Below are 17,231 nucleotides of genomic sequence, written 5' to 3'. Positions count from 1 at the left end.
GGGTGAGTCACCCGGGGGCGTGTCGGGTTGATGTGGGTGGTGGGGTGGATGTTCGAGCGGACGCCGCAGCCGCCCCGGGTCATTGACCCGGGGCTAAAGTTTTTATTTGAAAATCTTGTCGAGGGTGCGGTCGACCGAGCGGTCGATCGCAGCGTTGGCTTCCTGGTCGACGCGGTTTTCGGTACGGGTGGTGGCGCGGTCGGTTTTTTCGTCGACGCGTTGGCTTGTGGTTTCGCAGCCGGTGGCGACGAAGAGGGCGAAGACGGTGATGAGGCCGAGGGTCAGGCCGAAGAGTGGGGTGATGGGTCGCATAACGGGCTCCAGTTCGGGGTGGGGTGCGGGTCGGAGAAACAGCGAACTTCACCATGCGGTACCCGGCGAAGGGGCGGACCCTGCGCGGCGGGAGAAGTTTTTTGTTTGTGATAGATCAGTTGAAGTGTTCGTCGGGGTCGTCGGTCAACACGGCGTCCATCGCGGTGCGGATGGCATCCGGGGCGAAGCCGCGGCGGGCGAGTTGGCCGTAGAGTCGGCGTTTCTGCGCGTCGCGGTCGAGGTGCTGCATGCTGCGGAACTTCTTGCGAGCAAAGGCGGTGGCCCCGTCGGCCTGCTCCTCGGGATCATCCGTCGCCTCGGCGACGAGCTCGTCGATGAGTTGGCGGTCGAGTCCTTTGGCGTAGAGCTTCTGCTTGAGCAGCATGGGGCCGGCGGGTTTGCCGCGGGTGAAGTCACGGATGAGCGCTTCGCCGAAGGCGCGATCGTCGACGAGGCCGAGCTCGTCGAGGCGTTGGATCACCTGATCGATGATGTGCGGCGGCGGTGGGGGCGTGGGCTCGCGGAGCTTGCCGTCTTTGTCGCGTTTGCGCTGGGCGGGGGTTCGGAGTTTCTGGCGGATCATGCCGGTGGACATCGCCCGGCGGGCGAGCCTTCGGGTCGCGGCGCGGAAGGCCTTGTCGTAGATGACCGCCTCGGCGACGGCCTCGGCGAGCTGGGGCGTGTAGGGCGAGCCGATGGTCAGGCCCAGGTCGTCGATGAGTTTCTGCGAGAGCGTGCCGACGGCTTTGCCGTCGACCTTGACGGTGCTGCGCAGCGGGTCGCGGTTGGTGGGGCGGAGGGCGGAGATGCGTGGGCCGGGGTCCATGGGGGCATTCTAAGTGGTGAGCGCTTGCAGCCGGGGGGTTGCCCTCCTATGCTCAGACTTTGCTCGGGGCGTCCGCCGAAAGTCGCGGACTGAGAAGCACCCGTAAGACCTGATCCGGTTCGTACCGGCGTAGGCAAGCACCCACCTCCCCCGGAAGTTGTCACTCCATCAATGAGAGTGATTAAGATCCCGGTGACCCGCGTGCCCCTCCGCCACTGCCCAGGAGCCACGCGATGATCCAGCCCAACGACAATCCGAAATCCGAATCCCGAAATGCGGACTACGTCCTCCCGCCCATCGGCGGCAACCCCGGCACTTCCGAAAACGTCACCACGCCCGGCAGCTTCGCCAACCCCGCCTGCATCAAGCCCGGCAGCGCGGGCGCTTCGACGTTCAGCTCGCCGAACTCCACGGGCATGCCCAGCCTGCCGACCAAGACGGCCTGGGACTTCATGCCTGCCGACTGGACCTGCACCGACCTCGAAAACTACGAACGTGCCGAAGCATGGCAGGCCCCCGAAGGCTTCACCGCGGTGACCCAACTCGAACACGCCCGTCTCGGCACGATCACGCCGCAGATGCAGCGCGTCGCCGAGCGCGAGCCGCACCTGACCGCTGAGCAGGTGCGTGACGAAGTCGCGGCGGGCCGGATGGTGATCCCCGCCAACATCAACCACCTCAAGTACAAGCTCGACCCGATGTGCATCGGCCGGGCCTCGAAGACCAAGATCAATGCGAACATGGGCGCATCGCCCGTGTCGTCGTCGACCGATGAAGAAGTCGAGAAGCTGCACTGGGCCGAGCGCTGGGGCGCCGACACGGTCATGGACCTCTCCACCGGCGGCGACCTCGACGCGACCCGCGAAGCCCTCATCCAGAACAGCAACACGCCCATCGGCACCGTGCCGATCTACTCGATGATCATCGGCCGAAAGATCGAAGACCTCACCCCCGAGATCGTCCTCGACACCGTCAAGCACCAAGCCGAGCAGGGCGTCGACTACTTCACCATCCACGCGGGCATCCTGAAGTCGCACATCAAGCTCGCGAAGAACCGCCTCATCGGCCTGGTCTCGCGCGGCGGCAGCCTCCTCGCCAAGTGGATGCTGCAGCACAACGAAGAAAACCTGATGAACACCCACTGGGAAGCGATCTGCGACATCATGCGCGAGCACGACGTCACGTTTTCCATCGGCGACGGCTGCCGGCCCGGCGGCCTGGCGGACGCGACCGACGAGTTGCAGTTGGCTGAGCTGGTCGAGATCGGCAAGCTCACCGAACGCGCCTGGCGCCGCGGCGTCCAGGTCATGGTCGAGGGCCCCGGCCACGTCCCGCTCGACCAGATCGAGTTCAACATGAAGGCCCAGCGGCAGATCTGCCACGGTGCGCCGTTCTACGTGCTCGGCCCGCTCGTCACCGACGTCTTCCCCGGCTACGACCATATCACCTCCTGCATCGGCGCGACCAACGCCGCCTACCACGGCGCGTCCATGCTCTGCTACGTCACCCCCAAGGAACACGTCGGCCTGCCCAAGAAGGACGACGTGAAACAGGGCTGCATCGCCTACAAGATTGCGGCGCATGGCGCGGACATCGCTTTAGGCATTCCGGGGGTCCGCGACTGGGACGACGACCTCACCCGCGCCCGTGCCGCGCTCAACTGGAAGAAACACTTCGACCTCGCTTTCGACGGCGACACCGCCCGGGCCTTCCACGATGAAGACCTCGACGTCGACACCGACTTCTGCGCGATGTGCGGCCACGACTGGTGCAGCGTCCGCATCTCCAAGGAGATCCAGGAATGGGCCAGCGGCAAAGCCGACGGCTTCGACCGCGGCAAGACCAAGAAGTCGCCCGGCCTCACCCCCGAGCAGCAACAGATCCTCGAACAACGCGGACACCTCAGCCCCGAAGAGATCCACAAGCTCGCCGCCAAAGCCAAGGGTAAGCTCACCGCCAAGGACGATTCCGGCAAAGCCTCCTGCCACAGCGACTATGTCGACCCGGATGAAGCCAAAGAGGTAGCGCCCAAGGAGACGCTGGTCCAGCTCAACACCGCCGAGGCACACGGGCTGTCGAAGAACGATTCGATTATCTGAGTCGGCGATCTACGGTGAAGATTGATTATGGCTAACCAGTTTCGCAGCGACGTCCTGCAACTCTTGGGGTGAATCCCCGCTGAGTGAGACCAGCAGATTGCCGTAGCGGAAGTAGGCGCCGTGCGCGAACGGATCTTTCCACGTTGCTCCGCCGGCTCCATATCGTTTCATGCTCGAGGTGTCGTAGTCTTTCAGGCTGGACATCTCACCCATCTGCTGAAGAAAGTCCTCGTGTTGTTTTTTTGCTGCGTCTGCGTCTGACTGCATGCGAACGGTGACGAGCACGTCGGGGTTTTTGTACTGGCACTGGAGGTGCCCCCAGATCGAGGGAGAGGCTGCCCCGGCCGGCGGTTGATAGGTTCCGGTCGCGATCGCGATCGCGGTGTTATCCGATGAATCGCTTACCGTGCAATCCGGCCCCATCGTTTTGGCGGGAGGAAACAAAAGATTGGCTGAGATGAATGCGTTGTCGCTGGGGTCGGTGCAGCCAGAAAAAACGATTGCGAAAAGGCACAAAAGTAGCGATGCGGTTCTGCGACGGATTGGTGATTGCACGACATCTTCCTCGGAAAGTGGATACAAACAGCAAGCAGGTTACGAACAGTTGTGTAGCCAGACCACTATGATGTGAGGATACATCCGGAACGCCCGGCATGTTGAAAAACAGGAAGTCTACGATGATCCAACCCAACACCTATTTCGATGACCACGTCCGCTCGCTCGGATACGAAGACGCCGAGGGCAAGGCCACCGTTGGCGTGATGCTGCCCGGCGAGTACACGTTCAACACCGCGGCGCCCGAGACGATGTCGGTGATCACCGGCTGCTTGATGGTGAAGCTGCCGGGCCGAGATGCGTTTGCCCAATACCCGGCGGGGTATCAATTTGATGTGCCCGGCGACAGCGCGTTCGTCGTGCAGGTCGAAGCGCCCACGGCATACCTCTGCCGTTTCCGTTGAAGCATGCGGCGTCTGCCCATTAGCCCCGGGCTCTGCCCGGGGGCGATGGGGTAAAAACGCCGGGTCCCCGGGCAAAGCCCGGGGCTAAATTTTGAAATTGATTCGTCCATTTATCACAACCCAAATCACTACCACGAGAGGGCCACGATGCAGGAATTGATCGCGAAGCTAACGGCGGAACTGGGGATCGACGAGAAGCAGGCCGAGGGCGGTCTGGGTTTGATCATGAAGCTGTTCAAGGATCAGCTCGGCGGCGAAGACTTCGAGAAGATCAAAGAAGCGGTGCCCGGGGCCGAGGCATTGGCGGACGGCGCAGCCGAGGGCGGCGAGGGTTCGGGCGGTGGCCTCATGAGCGTGGTCGGCTCGATCGCCGGGGCGCTCGGCGGCGAGAAGTTTGAGGGCGTCGCCTCGCTGGCGGGCGGTTTCGACAAGCTCGGGCTCGACGCGTCGATGGTCACGCAGTTCCTGCCCAAGGTCATGGAGTTCCTCGAAGCCAAGGGCGGCGGCGACCTGGCGACGCTGGCCGAGAAGTTCCTCGGCGGCTCGAAGTAATCGCTTCGGAATGTTCTCCCTTAGCCCTGGGCTCTGCCCGGGGGCAAGATGGTGAGAGCGCCAGCCCCCCCCGGGCAGAGCCCGGGGCTAAGGGCAGTTTGGAATGTATCCATGGCCAATGAAAAAACGCCCCGTCCCCGTGTGTTTGAGTCGGTGAGCCGACGCACCTACTGGATCGCCATCGGCTCGATCGTGGCGGTGATGATCCCGTTGACGTGGTGGGCGGGGTGGTACGCGGTGCGTGAGCCGGAGGAAAACCTCGCGGCCCAGGTCACGACCAACGACCCGCTCACCGAGATCCTGTATTCGCCGATCGGCAACTTCGTGGTGCTGCTGGTGTTTCAGTTCTTCGCCGCGAACCTGTTGTTCTGGTTGGCCATGTGGCTCTGGCTGCGGGTGAAGCGCTAGACTTCGGCGATGAGCACCAAGCAGACCATCCGAGAACTCGGCCGACCCGCGGTGATCATGTTCATGGCCGCCGTGCTTGCGGGGCTGGGCGGGGCGGTGGCTTTGGGGGTGTTGATCGGCTGGTCCGACGAACTGCGTGACGGCGGGTTGCCGATCGCGGTGATGCTGTTGGTCATCGGCACGGTTTGCTGCGGGTTGTGGCTCATGCCGACCCACGTGCTTTCGCTGGTGTGCGGCTGGTCGTTGGGCTTTCCGGTGGGCGCGGCGGTGGCGTTGTTGGCGGCGACGTTGGCTTCGCCGTTGGGCTATGTCGTGGGCGGCAAGTTGGCGGGCCCGGGCGCGTTGGCCTGGGCGGAGAAATACCCGAAAGGCGCCGCGGTGTGCGAAGCGATCACCCGTTCCTCGGCCTGGCGAGCGGGGTGGCTGGTGGGCTTGCTGCGGCTCTCGCCGGTCGTGCCGTACGGCGCAACCAATGTCCTGGCGGCGGCGTTCAGGGTGCGCCTCGGGGCGTTCATCTGGGGCACCGCACTGGGCCTCGCGCCACGGGTCGCGGCGGTCGCGGCGCTGGGGGCGGGGTTGGAGAAGCTGGAGATGACCAAGCCCGGCGGCTGGGGGTGGCTCGCGGTCGGCGTGGCGGCGACGGTGCTGGTTCTGTTCTCGATGGGCTGGGTGGCTTTGAACACGCTGCGGCGGCTGGCCCCCGAGCAAACCCCCACGGCCCAGGCTCCTCAGGCCGCGATGGATGCGGTACAGTAAACGCATGAATCCATTCGTCCACGCCGTGCATTTCTGGTTGCAGCCCGATGTCAGCGATGAGCGTCGCGCTGCCCTCGTCGAGGCCCTCAAGGGTTTGGGCGAAAGCCCCAACGTCGCGTCCTGCCGGGTCGGAGTGCCCGCGGGCACGGACCGCCCGGTGGTCGACAACAGCTACGACATTCAGCTCGTCTGCGGCTTCAACAGCGTCGAAGACCACGACCGCTACCAGTCGGCCGACGACACCCTCCACACCCAGTTCATCGAGAACTTCAAGGACACCTGGGCCAAGGTCGTGATCTACGACTCGCTCGAAGCCTGATCCTTCAAGCCACGCCCCCGCGGAGCCAACACCCATGGGACTCTTCGACGGCACCGCGCTCGAACAACCCGTCACCTGCGAACACTGCAGCGAAGCGGTCGCTGACTGCGCCTGCCCGCGTGACGGCTCGGGTGCGGTCTGTCGGCCGCAGGATCAGCCCGCGCGGGTGCAGCGTGAGAAACGCCGAGGCAAGTGGACGACCGTGGTCCGCGGTTTGGATGCACAGGCCACCGATCTCCCCGCACTGCTGAAGCAGATCAAAAAGACCTGCTCGGCGGGCGGCACCGTGACGGCCGACGGCCTCGAAGTCCAGGGCGACCACCGCGACCGCTTGGTCGAGATGCTCAAGGCCAAGGGCTACCCCGCCAAACCCGCGGGCGGTTGATACGTGTTGTTAGCCGCGGGGATTGTCCTCGCGCTCGTCTAATCGCAAAACCGGGACGATTGCATACGTGAAATCCTCGGGACGCTGCGCGTCGCCCGCTAAACTGTTTGCATGTCTCAGGCGTCCGCCGGGTTCCCGTGGTTCATTGTGTGGGTCGTGATCATCGGCTTCCTGCCGGGGCTATTGCTGCTGATTGCGGGGCGACGCGGCAAGCGGATTGATGACCACCCGATCTGCCGCGGCTGCGGCTTCGACCTGGTCGGCACCCACGAGCCGATCCCCGACAAACACCCCAAATGCCCGGAGTGCGGGACGCGGCGCGAGCCGCTTGTGGGGAATCGCAAACGCCGGCCGGTGTTGGTGTTGGCGGGGGTGTTGTTGATGCTCGCGTCGCTGGGCGGCGCGGGGGTGTGGGGGTATCAGAATTACGGCGCGGAGCAGCTTGCGAAGTACAAGCCGGTCTGGCTCCTGCGTTGGGAAGCCAGATCGGGTTCGTCCAGCGCGGCGGGGGTGGCGCTGAGTGAAATGACTGTGCGGCTGAAGAACGGCCAACTCAGCAACACCGCCCTGGAACGGCTGATGGATGACGCGGTCGCGTACGGCCCGGCGGGTAATCCGTTGTTGACTAACGTAGCCATCGGGAATGCTTGGGATGACCTTGCGGTTGAGCTGCTACGCCGGGGTGTAGGCACGCCGGCCGAGCATGAAATTATTGGGCGCTCATGGATCGAATTTTCCGTCGAGGTTCGGGCTAAAACACATGTGGGGGAGTCGGTGCCGATCCGCTTTAAACGGCGCGAGTTCGGGCCGTCTTATGCGGCGGGTCTGTACGGTCACCTCGATCCTCCGGTGATCGTCATGGATACGCAGCGCTATCCGTTAGGCATGTCCAGCGGCGGCAGCCTTAGCGCTACCCGGGGTGGAGGCAGTAGTAGTTCGGGCTGGAGCGGGACCTCGCTGGCGCCGAGCTACGGCCTGCCGCGCGGCCTGGGGCTCGGGGTTCACGAGATGGTTGCTGAGGTGCCTGTCCGCATCACCGACGGACAAAACGGTCCGCTGCTGGTCCATTGGACCGAGCCGCATCCGGTTAGGTTTGAATACGTCCCCGAAGGCGGCGACCCGATTGCCATGATCCACGACCCCGCGTTGGCGGCGCAGGTCGAGCAGGCGGTCGAACTGCGAGATGGCGAACTCACGGTGAACACCTACGGCATCAACGCCATGCTGGATTGGTCTTCCATTCCGGTTGATCTGGCTTATCAGCTGTATATGCAACGCGGCGAACAGAAGTGGAAGCTCAGTACGGTGGCCTCTACGCAAACGGTGGGGAACCACGGCTTCGGCATCGGCGGGGCGGTGCCCGACGAATGGGAAGACGGCACGTTGGTGGATCTGGTGTTCGAGCCTGCGCCGGATGTGGCGAGCGATACACCGGACATCACGGCGATCCTGGATCACGCATTTGTGATTCGGGGGGTGAAGATTGTGCGGCCGACGAATCCGTGAGGGAGGGTCGCTACAATCGTTTCATGGCCAAGCAAGACCTCTCGCGTTACCAACAGGGCATCGTCAAGCGTTACTACGAGAACCACGACACGATCCAGAGCAACAAACTCTCGGACCTCGTGTCGGAGTTGTGGCTCGCCGAGGACGCCAAGACGCAGACCAAGCTCTGGGGCAAGGCCCAGGTCGCGTTGATGCGCATGGGCGTGGACGCGACGCGCGTCGGCCAGGTCGTGGCCAAGCGTGACATGGAAGCGCTCGCGCAGCTTGTGCAGAAAGCCGACGCGGGCAAGGCGATGGGGCAGCACCGGGCCAGTGCCCCCGGCACCGTGAAGCGTCCGCATAAAGGCGCAACGCCTCTCGACGGCTCGGAGATCAAGGCGATGGGCGCACGCTCGGTCGCCGATCAGCCCGGCGGCGGGCGAACGATCGGGCAGATGCGCGACGAGGCCGCCGCCAAGGCGGGCTACGACTCACTCGAAGAAGAGAACCTCAAGCGGGCGCTCAAGGCGTTTCGCCGAAAGCTTAAGACGATCCGCCGGGACGATGAATCGAAGCTCGGCAGCAAGTACGTGACATCGGGACGCGGCTCGCAGATCAGCGCGGTGACTCCGCCCAAGGAATACCCGATGGCGGTGTGGATCAAGTTGGTGGAACTGGGCCGATTGAAAAAAGGCGGCCAAGGCACCTTCGAGTTGCCTTGATCGGCCCCATTCGCCCCGGGCTCTGCCCGGGGGCCGTGTCGATATAAACAACCGCCCCCGGGCAGAGCCCGGGGCGAATGGAGACGGGGTGGTGGTTTGGCGGGGATGCAAGGGGCGGAGCCCCTGCCGCCCGCCGCGCAGGCGACAGCGAGGAAAAACCGAACCCGCCCGGAACAACATCCGGGTGAATCGATGCTTAGGCCAACCGTTGTTGGACTTCGATCAGGTGGTAGCCGAATTGGGTTTTCACCGGCTCGGAGACTTCGCCGATGGGCAGGTCGCTGAAGATGACTGCGTCGAATTCGGGGACCATGTCGCCTTGCTTGAATTGGCCGAGCGAGCCGCCGCCTTTGCCCGAGGGGCAGGCGGAGTGTTGCTTGGCGAGGTCGGCGAAAGCGGCGCCATCGGCGATCTGCTGCTTGAGGTCGAGGGCTTCGGCTTCGCTGGAGACGAGGATGTGGCTGGCGACGGCGCTGGGCATGGTGGAGTCCTTCGGGGTTGGGGTGATGAGGCATTGTAGGTCAAAACACCGCGGCATTGCGGTGACACGCGGGGCCACCCATCGGCCAACCCCCGACAACCGGGGCGGAACCGGTTAAGCTGACACTGCGGCAGGGGCCTGCTGCGAGAGGGACACTTTCGAGAAGCCCGTTCGGGCGTGGAGTGCAAGCGTTGGCGATTTTCATGTTGCGTGGGTTGCTCGGGGTGGCGGTGCTGCTGGCGTTGGCGTGGCTGATGTCCAGCGACCGCAAGCGGGTGCCGTGGCGGTTGATCGCCTGGGGCATGGGGCTGCAGCTGCTCTTGGGATTGCTCGTGCTCAAGACCCCGGTGGGCCTGGCGGTGTTTGGCGGGTTGGCGGAGTTTGTGCAGCGGTTGGTGGCGAGCGTGGAGCCCGCGACGTTTCTGCTTTTCGGCACGGGGCTGTCCTCGGCGGACGGCACGTTCGGCCCGGCGTTCGCGTTCGCGGCGCAGGGGTTGCCGGTGATCATCTTCTTCGCGGCGTTGATGTCGGTGCTGTACTACATCGGGATCGTGCAGATCCTGGTGTGGGTGTTCGCGCGGGTGATGATGGTCACGATGGGTGTGAGCGGGGCCGAGGCGATGGCGATGGCGGCGAACATGTTCGTCGGCCAGACCGAAGCGCCGCTGGTGGTCAAGCCCTACCTCCCCAAGATGACGCGCTCGGAACTCAACGCGCTGATGACCGGCGGCTTCGCCACGGTGGCGGGCTCGGTGATGGCGGTGTACATCGGGTTGTTCGGCGACCAGGGCGTGGAGTTCGGAAGGCATCTGCTCACCGCGTCGGTCATGAGCGCCCCGGCCGCGTTTGTCATCGCCAAGATCATGCTCCCCGAACGCGAGACGCCCGAGACGCAGGGCCAGATCAAGCTCGAGATCAAACGCGATGCGCACAACCTCATCGAAGCCGCCGCCAACGGCACGGCCGACGGCCTCAAGCTCTGGCTGAACGTCATCGCCATGCTCATCGCGTTCATCGCGTTGGTGGCGTTGGTCGATTGGCCGCTGGGTTGGGTGGGCGATGCGTTGCTGGGCATGCCGTTGCCGACGACCGACGACGCGGGGGTGGTGACCGACCCCGGCAACCCGCTTACGCTGGCCAAGGTCTTCGGCTGGGTGCTCGCGCCGATCGCCTGGGTCATCGGCGTGCAGGGCTGGCAAGACTGTCAGCTCTTCGGCGGCTTACTCGGCACGAAGATCGCGATCAACGAGTTCATCGGCTTCCTCGACCTCAGCCAGATGACCGTCGGCGAAGAGGGCGGCTTCCAATCCGCTCGCTCGGCCAAGATGGCGGCCTACGCCCTGTGCGGCTTCGCGAACTTCTCGTCCATCGGCATCCAGATCGGCGGCATTACCCCGCTCGCCCCGGGCCGAAAGACCGACCTGTCCAAGCTCGCCTTCCGCGCCATGCTCGGCGGCGCCCTCGCGTCCTGCTGCACCGCCGCCGTCGCCGGCATGTTCCTCTGACTTCAGGCCCCCAACTCACCCCCCCACGCCGACACTGAGCCCCAACGGGGCGAAGCGTCTGGTATCCACCTAGACACCCAAAACCAACCACCCCCGGTTACAATCCCGCACCATGGACCAGCGACTCGTCAACATCGAAGAAAAGATCGCCCACCTCGAGCGCCACCTCGGCGAACTCGACGGCGTGGTCCGCGAGATGTACGACCGCATGGACGGCTTCAAAGCCCAGCTCGAAAAAATCCGCTCCGATCTCGAAACCCATCAGCCCGGCTCCGGCGACGCACCCGCCCCCGACAGCGATCAGCAACTCGAAGACGACAAGCCACCGCACTGGTAGGTTCATCTCGCACACAGCATTCGCGGCTTTTTAACCCGCTGCTCACGGGCAACGCCGATAGGGCTAGACCGATCCGAACCGGCCGATATGAAAGTCCTCATCCTCGCCAACCCGTTCAGCGGCACCGGCCCCAACCGCAAACGCGTCCTGCGTCTCGAAGAGGCGCTGACTCAGCAAGGCTTGTCGACCCGTGTTGTGTGGGATCGTGACGAACGCATCCCCGCGCTCAAGGATGCGGGCGACGAACTGCGCTGCGTCGTCGCGGCGGGGGGCGACGGCTCGGTGGCGGACGTACTCAACGACATGCAGACCGCCGGGTGCCTGGGTTTACCCTTCGCCACATTGCCCGCGGGCAACGAAAACCTCTTCGCCCAGGAGTTCAAGTTCACCGGCAAACCCGAAGACATCGCCGACGCCATCGTGCGGGGAGACACCGTGCCCGTGGACCTCGCCCGGGCCGCAGACCCCGAGCAGCCCGACGAGCCCGGCCGACTGTTCACGCTGATGACCTCCGCCGGATTCGACGCCGACGTCGTTCACCGTGTCGACCGCTGGCGCAACGCCACCGCCGACACCAGCCTCAAGCGTGTCAACCGCATGAGCTACGCCCCGCGCGTCGTCTCCGCGATGCTTGGCTACCGCTTCCCGCCCGTCACCCTCGAAGCGGATGGGCAAACCGTCACCGGCCACCAGGCCTACGTGTTCAACCTCCCGCAGTACGGCGGCAACCTGCACATCGGCAAAGAAGCCCAGCGCGACGACGGCCAACTCGCCTGGGTCGTCTTCGAGAAGCCCGGCTTTATTAATCTGCTCGGCTACCACTGGTCGGTCTTGCGTGGCAAACACCTGACCCGCAAAACCGTCGCCCACGGCCGAGCCGACCGCGTCACCCTCCGCACCGGCAACGGCCACCCCGCCCCAGCCCAAGCTGATGGCGATCCGGCGGGCGATACGCCGCTGGAGATGACCGTCATGCCCGCCGCGTTGAACGTCATCCGGGTTTAATGCAGATCAACCATTGGTTTAGCGGGCGACGCGCAGCGTCCCGCTTCCTTATGTCGTATAAGCTTGATTTCGCCAACGCGGGGCACTTCGTGCCACCCGCTAAACGGTTTTTTGCGGGTTTAATCCAGCGCAACCTCGATCTCGACCTCTTCACCCTCGCGGTACACCTTCAGCTTGATCATGCCGGGGTCGGTCAGGCGTTCCATCACGTTCAGCAGGTCGTCGGTGTCTTCCAGACGTTGGCCGTCGATGGCGAGCAGCACGTCGCCGAAGGTGATCTCCCCGGCCTGATCGCGCAGCGTCGGGCGCAACCCCGCCTTACCCGCGGCGCTGTTCGGATCGACGCCCAACACTAGCACGCCACGTACGCCGAGCTCTGCGAGCAGGGGCGCCGCGACGCGGTCGTCGATCCGCACACCCAGGATCGGCCGGGTGTACTCGCCGTGTTCGATCAGCTCGGGCACCACGCGTTTCACCGTGTCGATCGGGATGGCAAAGCCCACGCCCGCCGAGGCACCGGATGGGCTAAAGATCATGGTGTTCACGCCGATGACCCGTCCGGCCGAGTCGAGCAGCGGCCCGCCGGAGTTGCCGGGGTTGATCGCCGCGTCGGTCTGCACCACGTGGTCGAGCATCCGCCCGGTGAGGGATTGGATCTCGCGGTCGAGGGCGGAGACGACGCCGGTGGTGAGCGTGTGGTCGAGCCCGAACGGGTTACCGATGGCGTAGACGCGTTGGCCGACGCGCAGCTTGCCGGATGCGCCGATGGGTAGCGCACGCAGCGGCATGCCGTCTTCGGACTTGATGCGCAGCACCGCGAGGTCGTGGTCGGGCGAGACGCCGACGAGTTCGGCCTCAAGTTGTGTCTGGTTGTCCAGCGTCACCGTCGCGCCGCTCGCTTGGCGGATCACGTGGAAGTTCGTCACGACGTGGCCTTGGTCGTCCCACAAGAACCCCGAGCCCGACCCGGCCGGCACCTCAACGCTGCGGCGCGACCACGGGTCAACCCGTCGCTGCGTGATGTCGACGTTCACGATTGACGGCGAGGCGGTCTCGAAGAGTTGAACGGTGTGCAACTCGTCCGGCAGCAACCCTTCGGGCAACGGTCGAGGCTCAGGCTGAATCGCGGGCGCAGTTTCCGCCGATTGCGCGACGGCCGACGTGCCCCCATTGCCCTGCCAGAATCCCTGAAAAGCCAAGGCGCCTATCGCACCCACAGCCACCGCCAACCCCATCGATCGGGTCCAATCACGCATCGCACAGCACTCCTGTCAGGAAGATTACGGCCATGCGTGATCATACGACTCAGTCCGCCGCGGGTTCGGTCGCGGGTGCGGCGGGGGGCAGCTTCACCGGGTTCGCCAGGGCGTCTGCACGGATTACGAGCTGGAGAAACTCGGCCCGGCGCTCGTGCTCGGGCGTCAGCTCGCCGCGGGCATCCACCACACCCGCACCGGCTTCCGCCGCGAAGGCCGCCACGTCGTTGAAATCCAGCTCACCCGCATACGGCGAGCCCCGCAGCAGCATCCCGAACCCCGCCACCGCCGCGGCGAACCGTGTGTCTTCCGACGCCTCGGCAAACGGCGTGCTCGCGTCCTCGACCGGGAAGACCAGCAGCTTCGACGTCCCCTGCACCTTCGCTGCGTCCGGCTGCTTGTACCGCAGCTTCAGCGTCAGCAACTCGTTCGAGTCCGCGGCGTCGGAGAGCGCGCTCTTCTTCTGATACTTGAGGTCGTCTACGTCTTGAGGCCCGCGCTCTTGGGCTGCGGGTTGCTCAGCCGAAGCCGGCACCACCTCATACAACGCCGTCACCGTGTGCCCGGCCCCGATGTCGCCCGCATCGACCACGTCGTTGTTGAAATCTTCTTTCGCCAGCAGGCGGTTTTCGTAGCCGATGAGGCGGTAGGACGCGACGTTGGCGGGGTTGAACTCGACCTGGACCTTCACGTCCTTGGCGATGGTCAGCAGCGTGGCGTTGACCTGCTCGGCCAGGAGTTTCTCGGCCTCGGCGAGCGAGTCGACGTAGCCGTAGTTCCCGTCGCCGACGTTGGAGAGCTCCTCCATCGTGGCGTCCTTGAGGTTGCCCGTGCCGAAGCCGAGCACGGTGAGATACGTCGGCGTCTCGGGGGCGTTGGCCTTGTCTTCGATGAGACGGGTGAGCGCCCCGCGGTCGGTGATGCCGACGTTAAAGTCACCATCCGTGCAGAGGATCACGCGGTTTAGCCCGCCCGGGATGTGGTTGTCCACGGCCTGTTGGTAGGCCAACTCGATGCCCGCCGCGCCGTTGGTCGAGCCGCCGGGCGTGAGGTTGTCGATCGCCGCGAGCACCGCGTCGTGGTCGCTGGTCGAATCCAGCACCAGCCCCGACGCCCCGGCGTACGCCACGATCGCCACACGGTCGTCCATGCGTAGCGCGCCGACGAGCTTCTTCATCCCGGCTTTCACCAGCGGGAGTTTGTTGGGTCGATTCATCGAGCCTGACACGTCCAGCAGGAACACGAGGTTCGCCGCGGGCCGATCGTCGGTGGCGATCTCCATGCCCTTGATCCCGATGCGAACGAGCCGGTGCTCGGGCGTCCACGGCGCGGCGGTGACCTCGACGTGTGCGGCGAATGGGGCCGTGTCTGCAGCCGCCGGCTCATCATTGGCATTGGGTAAAGCGCCGTTGAGTTCAAAAGCCATCGGGGGCTCGTAGCCGTACTCGAAGTAGTTGACGAGTTCCTCGATCCGCACCGCATCCGCGGGGGGAAGTTGACCCTGATCCAGGAACCGCCGCACGTTGGCGTAGCTCGCGGTATCCACATCGACCGAGAACGTCGACAACGGGTTGTCGATCGCGGCCAGGAACGGGTTGTCTTCGACGCGGTCGTAGGATTCGGTGGTGAACTCTTCGCTTTTCTGTTTCATCTGATCCAGGTCGCGTTGGGATGAGATCATCACGATCCCATCGATCACTGCGTAGCTGATCGGATCACCGAAACCGTGTGCAGCCTGTTGCAGGATAATTTCAAGTGCACGATCGGCAGGTACGTCTTCTAGGGTCAGCGTAATGGGTACGTCTTTCTCGATACCTCCTGCGTCGATCAGCTCTGGCCAGTTGACGAAGATATTGTTGCCGGTTCTCTCCCTGATATCGCCAATAGCCCGTTCGAGTTGGTTGCCATCGAGAACAATAGATATCGTTTTTTTGAGTCTTAGTTCAGCTTCCCGATTGGCTTCCTTGTGCCGCTCTACCGTTAGAAGTGGTGAATTGATGTTCTCCTGGGTTGTAATCTTCACCACGCCGTTTGCCACGGTATATCCGATGGGGTCGCCAAAGCCGCTCGACGAGGCTTGCTGTAGCACCAGTTCCAGAGCTTTCCCCGCCGGAACGTTGTGCAGAGAAAGCGAGATCGGTTGGTCACGCTCGATGCCGCCGCTTTCCGCGAGTGTGTCCCAATCGACTTCCAGATCGGCACCGGTGGTTTCTTCCAGATAAAGGATGACCGATTCAAGGGGGTTGGCGTCGAAGTTGATCGGCACCGTTCTTCGTAGACGAAGAGCATTCTCGTTGTGCTTCAGCATCTCCAACGTCCGAGCGTTCCGCTCTTCGATTTGGCGGTGGGACAACTCGGGCCAGTCTTCGGGGAAGGCGACCAGATCGGTGTAGGGGATGATCGCTTCGCGGTTGAGCAGGTGGTCGCGAGCACCTTCGAGACGACGCTGACGTTCGATCTTGGTGTACGCGACGGCAACCTTGGAGTCTTCAACCAACTCTTTGAGTAGTTGGGCCGTGAAGTTGTTCGGATCGATAGCGTTTGCTTGATCAAGGAGTGCTAAAGCATCGTCGTACTTCATTTCTTTTTGAAGCTGACGGGCTTCCGAGATCAGGGTGCGTACCTCTTTGCCGCTACTTGCGCCGAGCTGGTGTAACGATGCCGTGCGATCTGCACCTGCCGGGGAGCGTTCGGTTGAGAAATCCGTCGAGTTGTCGTTACGTGTGATACCGCCGCGCCAGTCTCCGGAAGTGTTGTCTTTCCAGTAGAACAGCCGATCGTTGGGGCGAGCCCCGGCTTCGCCAGCGGCGATCATCGTTTTTGTGCCGCTCTGTGGGGTGGCGGAATCATCTACGCCGAAGAGGGAGACGCCGGTTTCGTGTTGGGTACCTCCGTTGGTTTGGGCGAGCGCTTCATTGAGATCGAACTCGGGGGCGTCGGTGAAGGTGGGGACCTGCACGACCAGGTCGCGGATGTCGTAGACGCGGGTTTCGTGGGCGGGTTCCCCTGGGGCCGGGTCGGTGGAAGCCGAGATACGGGCATCAAGCTCACGCATGAACCGATCGGTTTCGCTTTCGGATCTGCCGTCTTCTTGCAGATAGAGGCCACGGAGTTGTGCCCCGAGCCTGTCGTTACTCGAGCGGGCGTCGGCTTCGCGTTCGATGGTGGCGAGCCATTGATCGTCGGTGAGGTTTTGGGCTTTTTCGATGAAGTGGCCGAAGCCTTCGGGCTGATAGATTAATGAGGTGGCGGCATCCCATTCGGCCCGGCTGAGTAGGCCTTGCTCGTAGAGTTCGTTGGCCTGCTCGAGCCGTTGTTGGGCAAGAGCGTTGGCTCGCTGTTCGAGGATTCCCGGGAGGAGGACCGCGACGCCCAGCGCGGCGGCGGCGGCGAGGCTGGCGGCGAGGGCGAGGCGGCGGGGCCAGTTGCGGATCGGGATGGGGGCGGGGGGATCGTTTTGATTGTTGTTGGAAGCTGCCGAGACCGCGGATGACATCCGCGGCTTTGTGGGCGTGGCTTCCGGGGCGGGCTCGTCGGCGAGGGCGGCGGTGAGGTCGGCGGCGGTGGCGCGGATCGACTCGACCTCGGCGCGGGCGGCGTCGCCTTCGGGGCCGGGGGCGGCGAGGCGGGCTTCGACGGCGGCGTGCTCGGGGCTGGCCGGGTCGAGTTCGCCCAGGGCGTAGGCGGTGAGGTTGATGTCGGGGGTGGGTTGGTCGGTCATGGTGGTTTCCTCCGGGGAGGTCGCGGGGCCCTTCGGGCCGCCCGCTAAACGTGGGGTGTTTCGTTTGAAGACCGCGGATGGTGTTCGCGGCATGGGGGGTGTG

18 protein-coding genes and 1 riboswitch are annotated in these 17,231 nt (G+C 64.2%); of the genes, 12 read left to right on the top strand and 6 right to left on the bottom strand.

All coding sequences use genetic code 11. The annotated features are described in order from the left end of the window. Positions 1–102 precede the first annotated feature (102 nt). Both HNQ40_RS03485 and HNQ40_RS03480 read right to left on the bottom strand, forming a co-directional pair. Entirely contained in the window at positions 103–312 is a 210-nt protein-coding gene (locus tag HNQ40_RS03485) for a hypothetical protein (protein WP_184676424.1), read from the bottom strand. Between the two features lie 115 nt (positions 313–427). Beyond that, positions 428–1,138: a regulatory protein RecX gene (locus tag HNQ40_RS03480; RefSeq protein WP_184676422.1), complete on the bottom strand. Its 711-nt coding sequence runs from the start codon at positions 1,136–1,138 to the stop codon at positions 428–430. A 54-nt stretch (positions 1,139–1,192) separates the two neighbouring features. Continuing rightward, positions 1,193–1,291, top strand: a riboswitch (TPP riboswitch). Positions 1,292–1,371: 80 nt separating this feature from the next. On the opposite strand from HNQ40_RS03480, the gene thiC reads away from it, so the two are divergent. Then, complete coding sequence (thiC, locus tag HNQ40_RS03475; RefSeq protein ID WP_246402761.1) at positions 1,372–3,237, top strand: phosphomethylpyrimidine synthase ThiC; 1,866 nt, start codon at positions 1,372–1,374, stop codon at positions 3,235–3,237. A gap of 9 nt (positions 3,238–3,246) precedes the next feature. Here thiC and HNQ40_RS03470 read toward each other — a convergent pair whose 3' ends face one another. Next, complete coding sequence (locus tag HNQ40_RS03470; RefSeq protein WP_184676421.1) at positions 3,247–3,792, bottom strand: hypothetical protein; 546 nt, start codon at positions 3,790–3,792, stop codon at positions 3,247–3,249. 122 nt (positions 3,793–3,914) lie between these two features. Here HNQ40_RS03470 and ppnP point away from each other — a divergent pair, with 122 nt between their 5' ends. The 8 genes from ppnP to HNQ40_RS03430 all read left to right on the top strand — a co-directional run bounded on the left by ppnP (position 3,915) and on the right by HNQ40_RS03430 (position 8,823). Next, entirely contained in the window at positions 3,915–4,196 is a 282-nt protein-coding gene (ppnP, locus tag HNQ40_RS03465; RefSeq protein ID WP_184676419.1) for a pyrimidine/purine nucleoside phosphorylase, read from the top strand. A 147-nt stretch (positions 4,197–4,343) separates the two neighbouring features. After that, on the top strand, positions 4,344–4,748 hold the full coding sequence (locus HNQ40_RS03460) for a DUF2780 domain-containing protein (protein ID WP_184676417.1): 405 nt from the start codon (positions 4,344–4,346) through the stop codon (positions 4,746–4,748). 111 nt (positions 4,749–4,859) lie between these two features. Then, entirely contained in the window at positions 4,860–5,156 is a 297-nt protein-coding gene (locus HNQ40_RS03455) for a hypothetical protein (protein WP_184676415.1), read from the top strand. A gap of 9 nt (positions 5,157–5,165) precedes the next feature. Continuing rightward, positions 5,166–5,912 (top strand): VTT domain-containing protein, encoded by a 747-nt coding sequence (locus HNQ40_RS03450; protein ID WP_184676413.1) that lies wholly within the window; start codon positions 5,166–5,168, stop codon positions 5,910–5,912. Positions 5,913–5,916: 4 nt separating this feature from the next. Further along, positions 5,917–6,231: a Dabb family protein gene (locus tag HNQ40_RS03445; RefSeq protein WP_184676411.1), complete on the top strand. Its 315-nt coding sequence runs from the start codon at positions 5,917–5,919 to the stop codon at positions 6,229–6,231. Positions 6,232–6,265: 34 nt separating this feature from the next. Then, the gene (locus tag HNQ40_RS03440) at positions 6,266–6,616 is read left to right on the top strand and encodes a translation initiation factor (protein WP_184676409.1); all 351 of its coding nucleotides are present in this window, start codon (positions 6,266–6,268) and stop codon (positions 6,614–6,616) included. A gap of 111 nt (positions 6,617–6,727) precedes the next feature. Then, positions 6,728–8,122, top strand: a complete 1,395-nt coding sequence (locus tag HNQ40_RS03435; protein WP_184676407.1) for a hypothetical protein — start codon at positions 6,728–6,730, stop codon at positions 8,120–8,122. Between the two features lie 23 nt (positions 8,123–8,145). Next, on the top strand, positions 8,146–8,823 hold the full coding sequence (locus HNQ40_RS03430) for a hypothetical protein (protein ID WP_184676405.1): 678 nt from the start codon (positions 8,146–8,148) through the stop codon (positions 8,821–8,823). Between the two features lie 196 nt (positions 8,824–9,019). Here the strand turns inward: HNQ40_RS03430 and HNQ40_RS03425 are convergent, their stop codons facing one another. Further along, positions 9,020–9,304: a peptidylprolyl isomerase gene (locus HNQ40_RS03425; RefSeq protein WP_184676403.1), complete on the bottom strand. Its 285-nt coding sequence runs from the start codon at positions 9,302–9,304 to the stop codon at positions 9,020–9,022. 182 nt (positions 9,305–9,486) lie between these two features. Between HNQ40_RS03425 and HNQ40_RS03420 the strand changes: the two genes are divergently transcribed. The 3 genes from HNQ40_RS03420 to HNQ40_RS03410 all read left to right on the top strand — a co-directional run bounded on the left by HNQ40_RS03420 (position 9,487) and on the right by HNQ40_RS03410 (position 12,151). Beyond that, the gene (locus HNQ40_RS03420; RefSeq protein WP_390674758.1) at positions 9,487–10,809 is read left to right on the top strand and encodes a NupC/NupG family nucleoside CNT transporter; all 1,323 of its coding nucleotides are present in this window, start codon (positions 9,487–9,489) and stop codon (positions 10,807–10,809) included. Between the two features lie 112 nt (positions 10,810–10,921). Further along, a complete protein-coding gene (locus tag HNQ40_RS03415) occupies positions 10,922–11,146 on the top strand; it encodes a SlyX family protein (protein ID WP_184676402.1) in 225 nt (74 codons plus the stop codon). A gap of 87 nt (positions 11,147–11,233) precedes the next feature. Continuing rightward, the gene (locus HNQ40_RS03410) at positions 11,234–12,151 is read left to right on the top strand and encodes a diacylglycerol/lipid kinase family protein (RefSeq protein WP_184676400.1); all 918 of its coding nucleotides are present in this window, start codon (positions 11,234–11,236) and stop codon (positions 12,149–12,151) included. Between the two features lie 119 nt (positions 12,152–12,270). On the opposite strand, the gene HNQ40_RS03405 is transcribed toward HNQ40_RS03410, so the two are convergent. Together HNQ40_RS03405 and HNQ40_RS18485 are read right to left on the bottom strand one after the other, a co-directional pair. Next, entirely contained in the window at positions 12,271–13,407 is a 1,137-nt protein-coding gene (locus HNQ40_RS03405) for a S1C family serine protease (protein ID WP_184676398.1), read from the bottom strand. Positions 13,408–13,456: 49 nt separating this feature from the next. Continuing rightward, a complete protein-coding gene (locus HNQ40_RS18485; protein ID WP_221435357.1) occupies positions 13,457–17,128 on the bottom strand; it encodes a vWA domain-containing protein in 3,672 nt (1,223 codons plus the stop codon). Positions 17,129–17,231 lie beyond the last annotated feature (103 nt).

Source organism: Algisphaera agarilytica (assembly GCF_014207595.1).
Taxonomy (GTDB): Bacteria; Planctomycetota; Phycisphaerae; order Phycisphaerales; family Phycisphaeraceae; genus Algisphaera; species Algisphaera agarilytica.
This window is presented reverse-complemented; position numbering and strand designations above follow the sequence as displayed.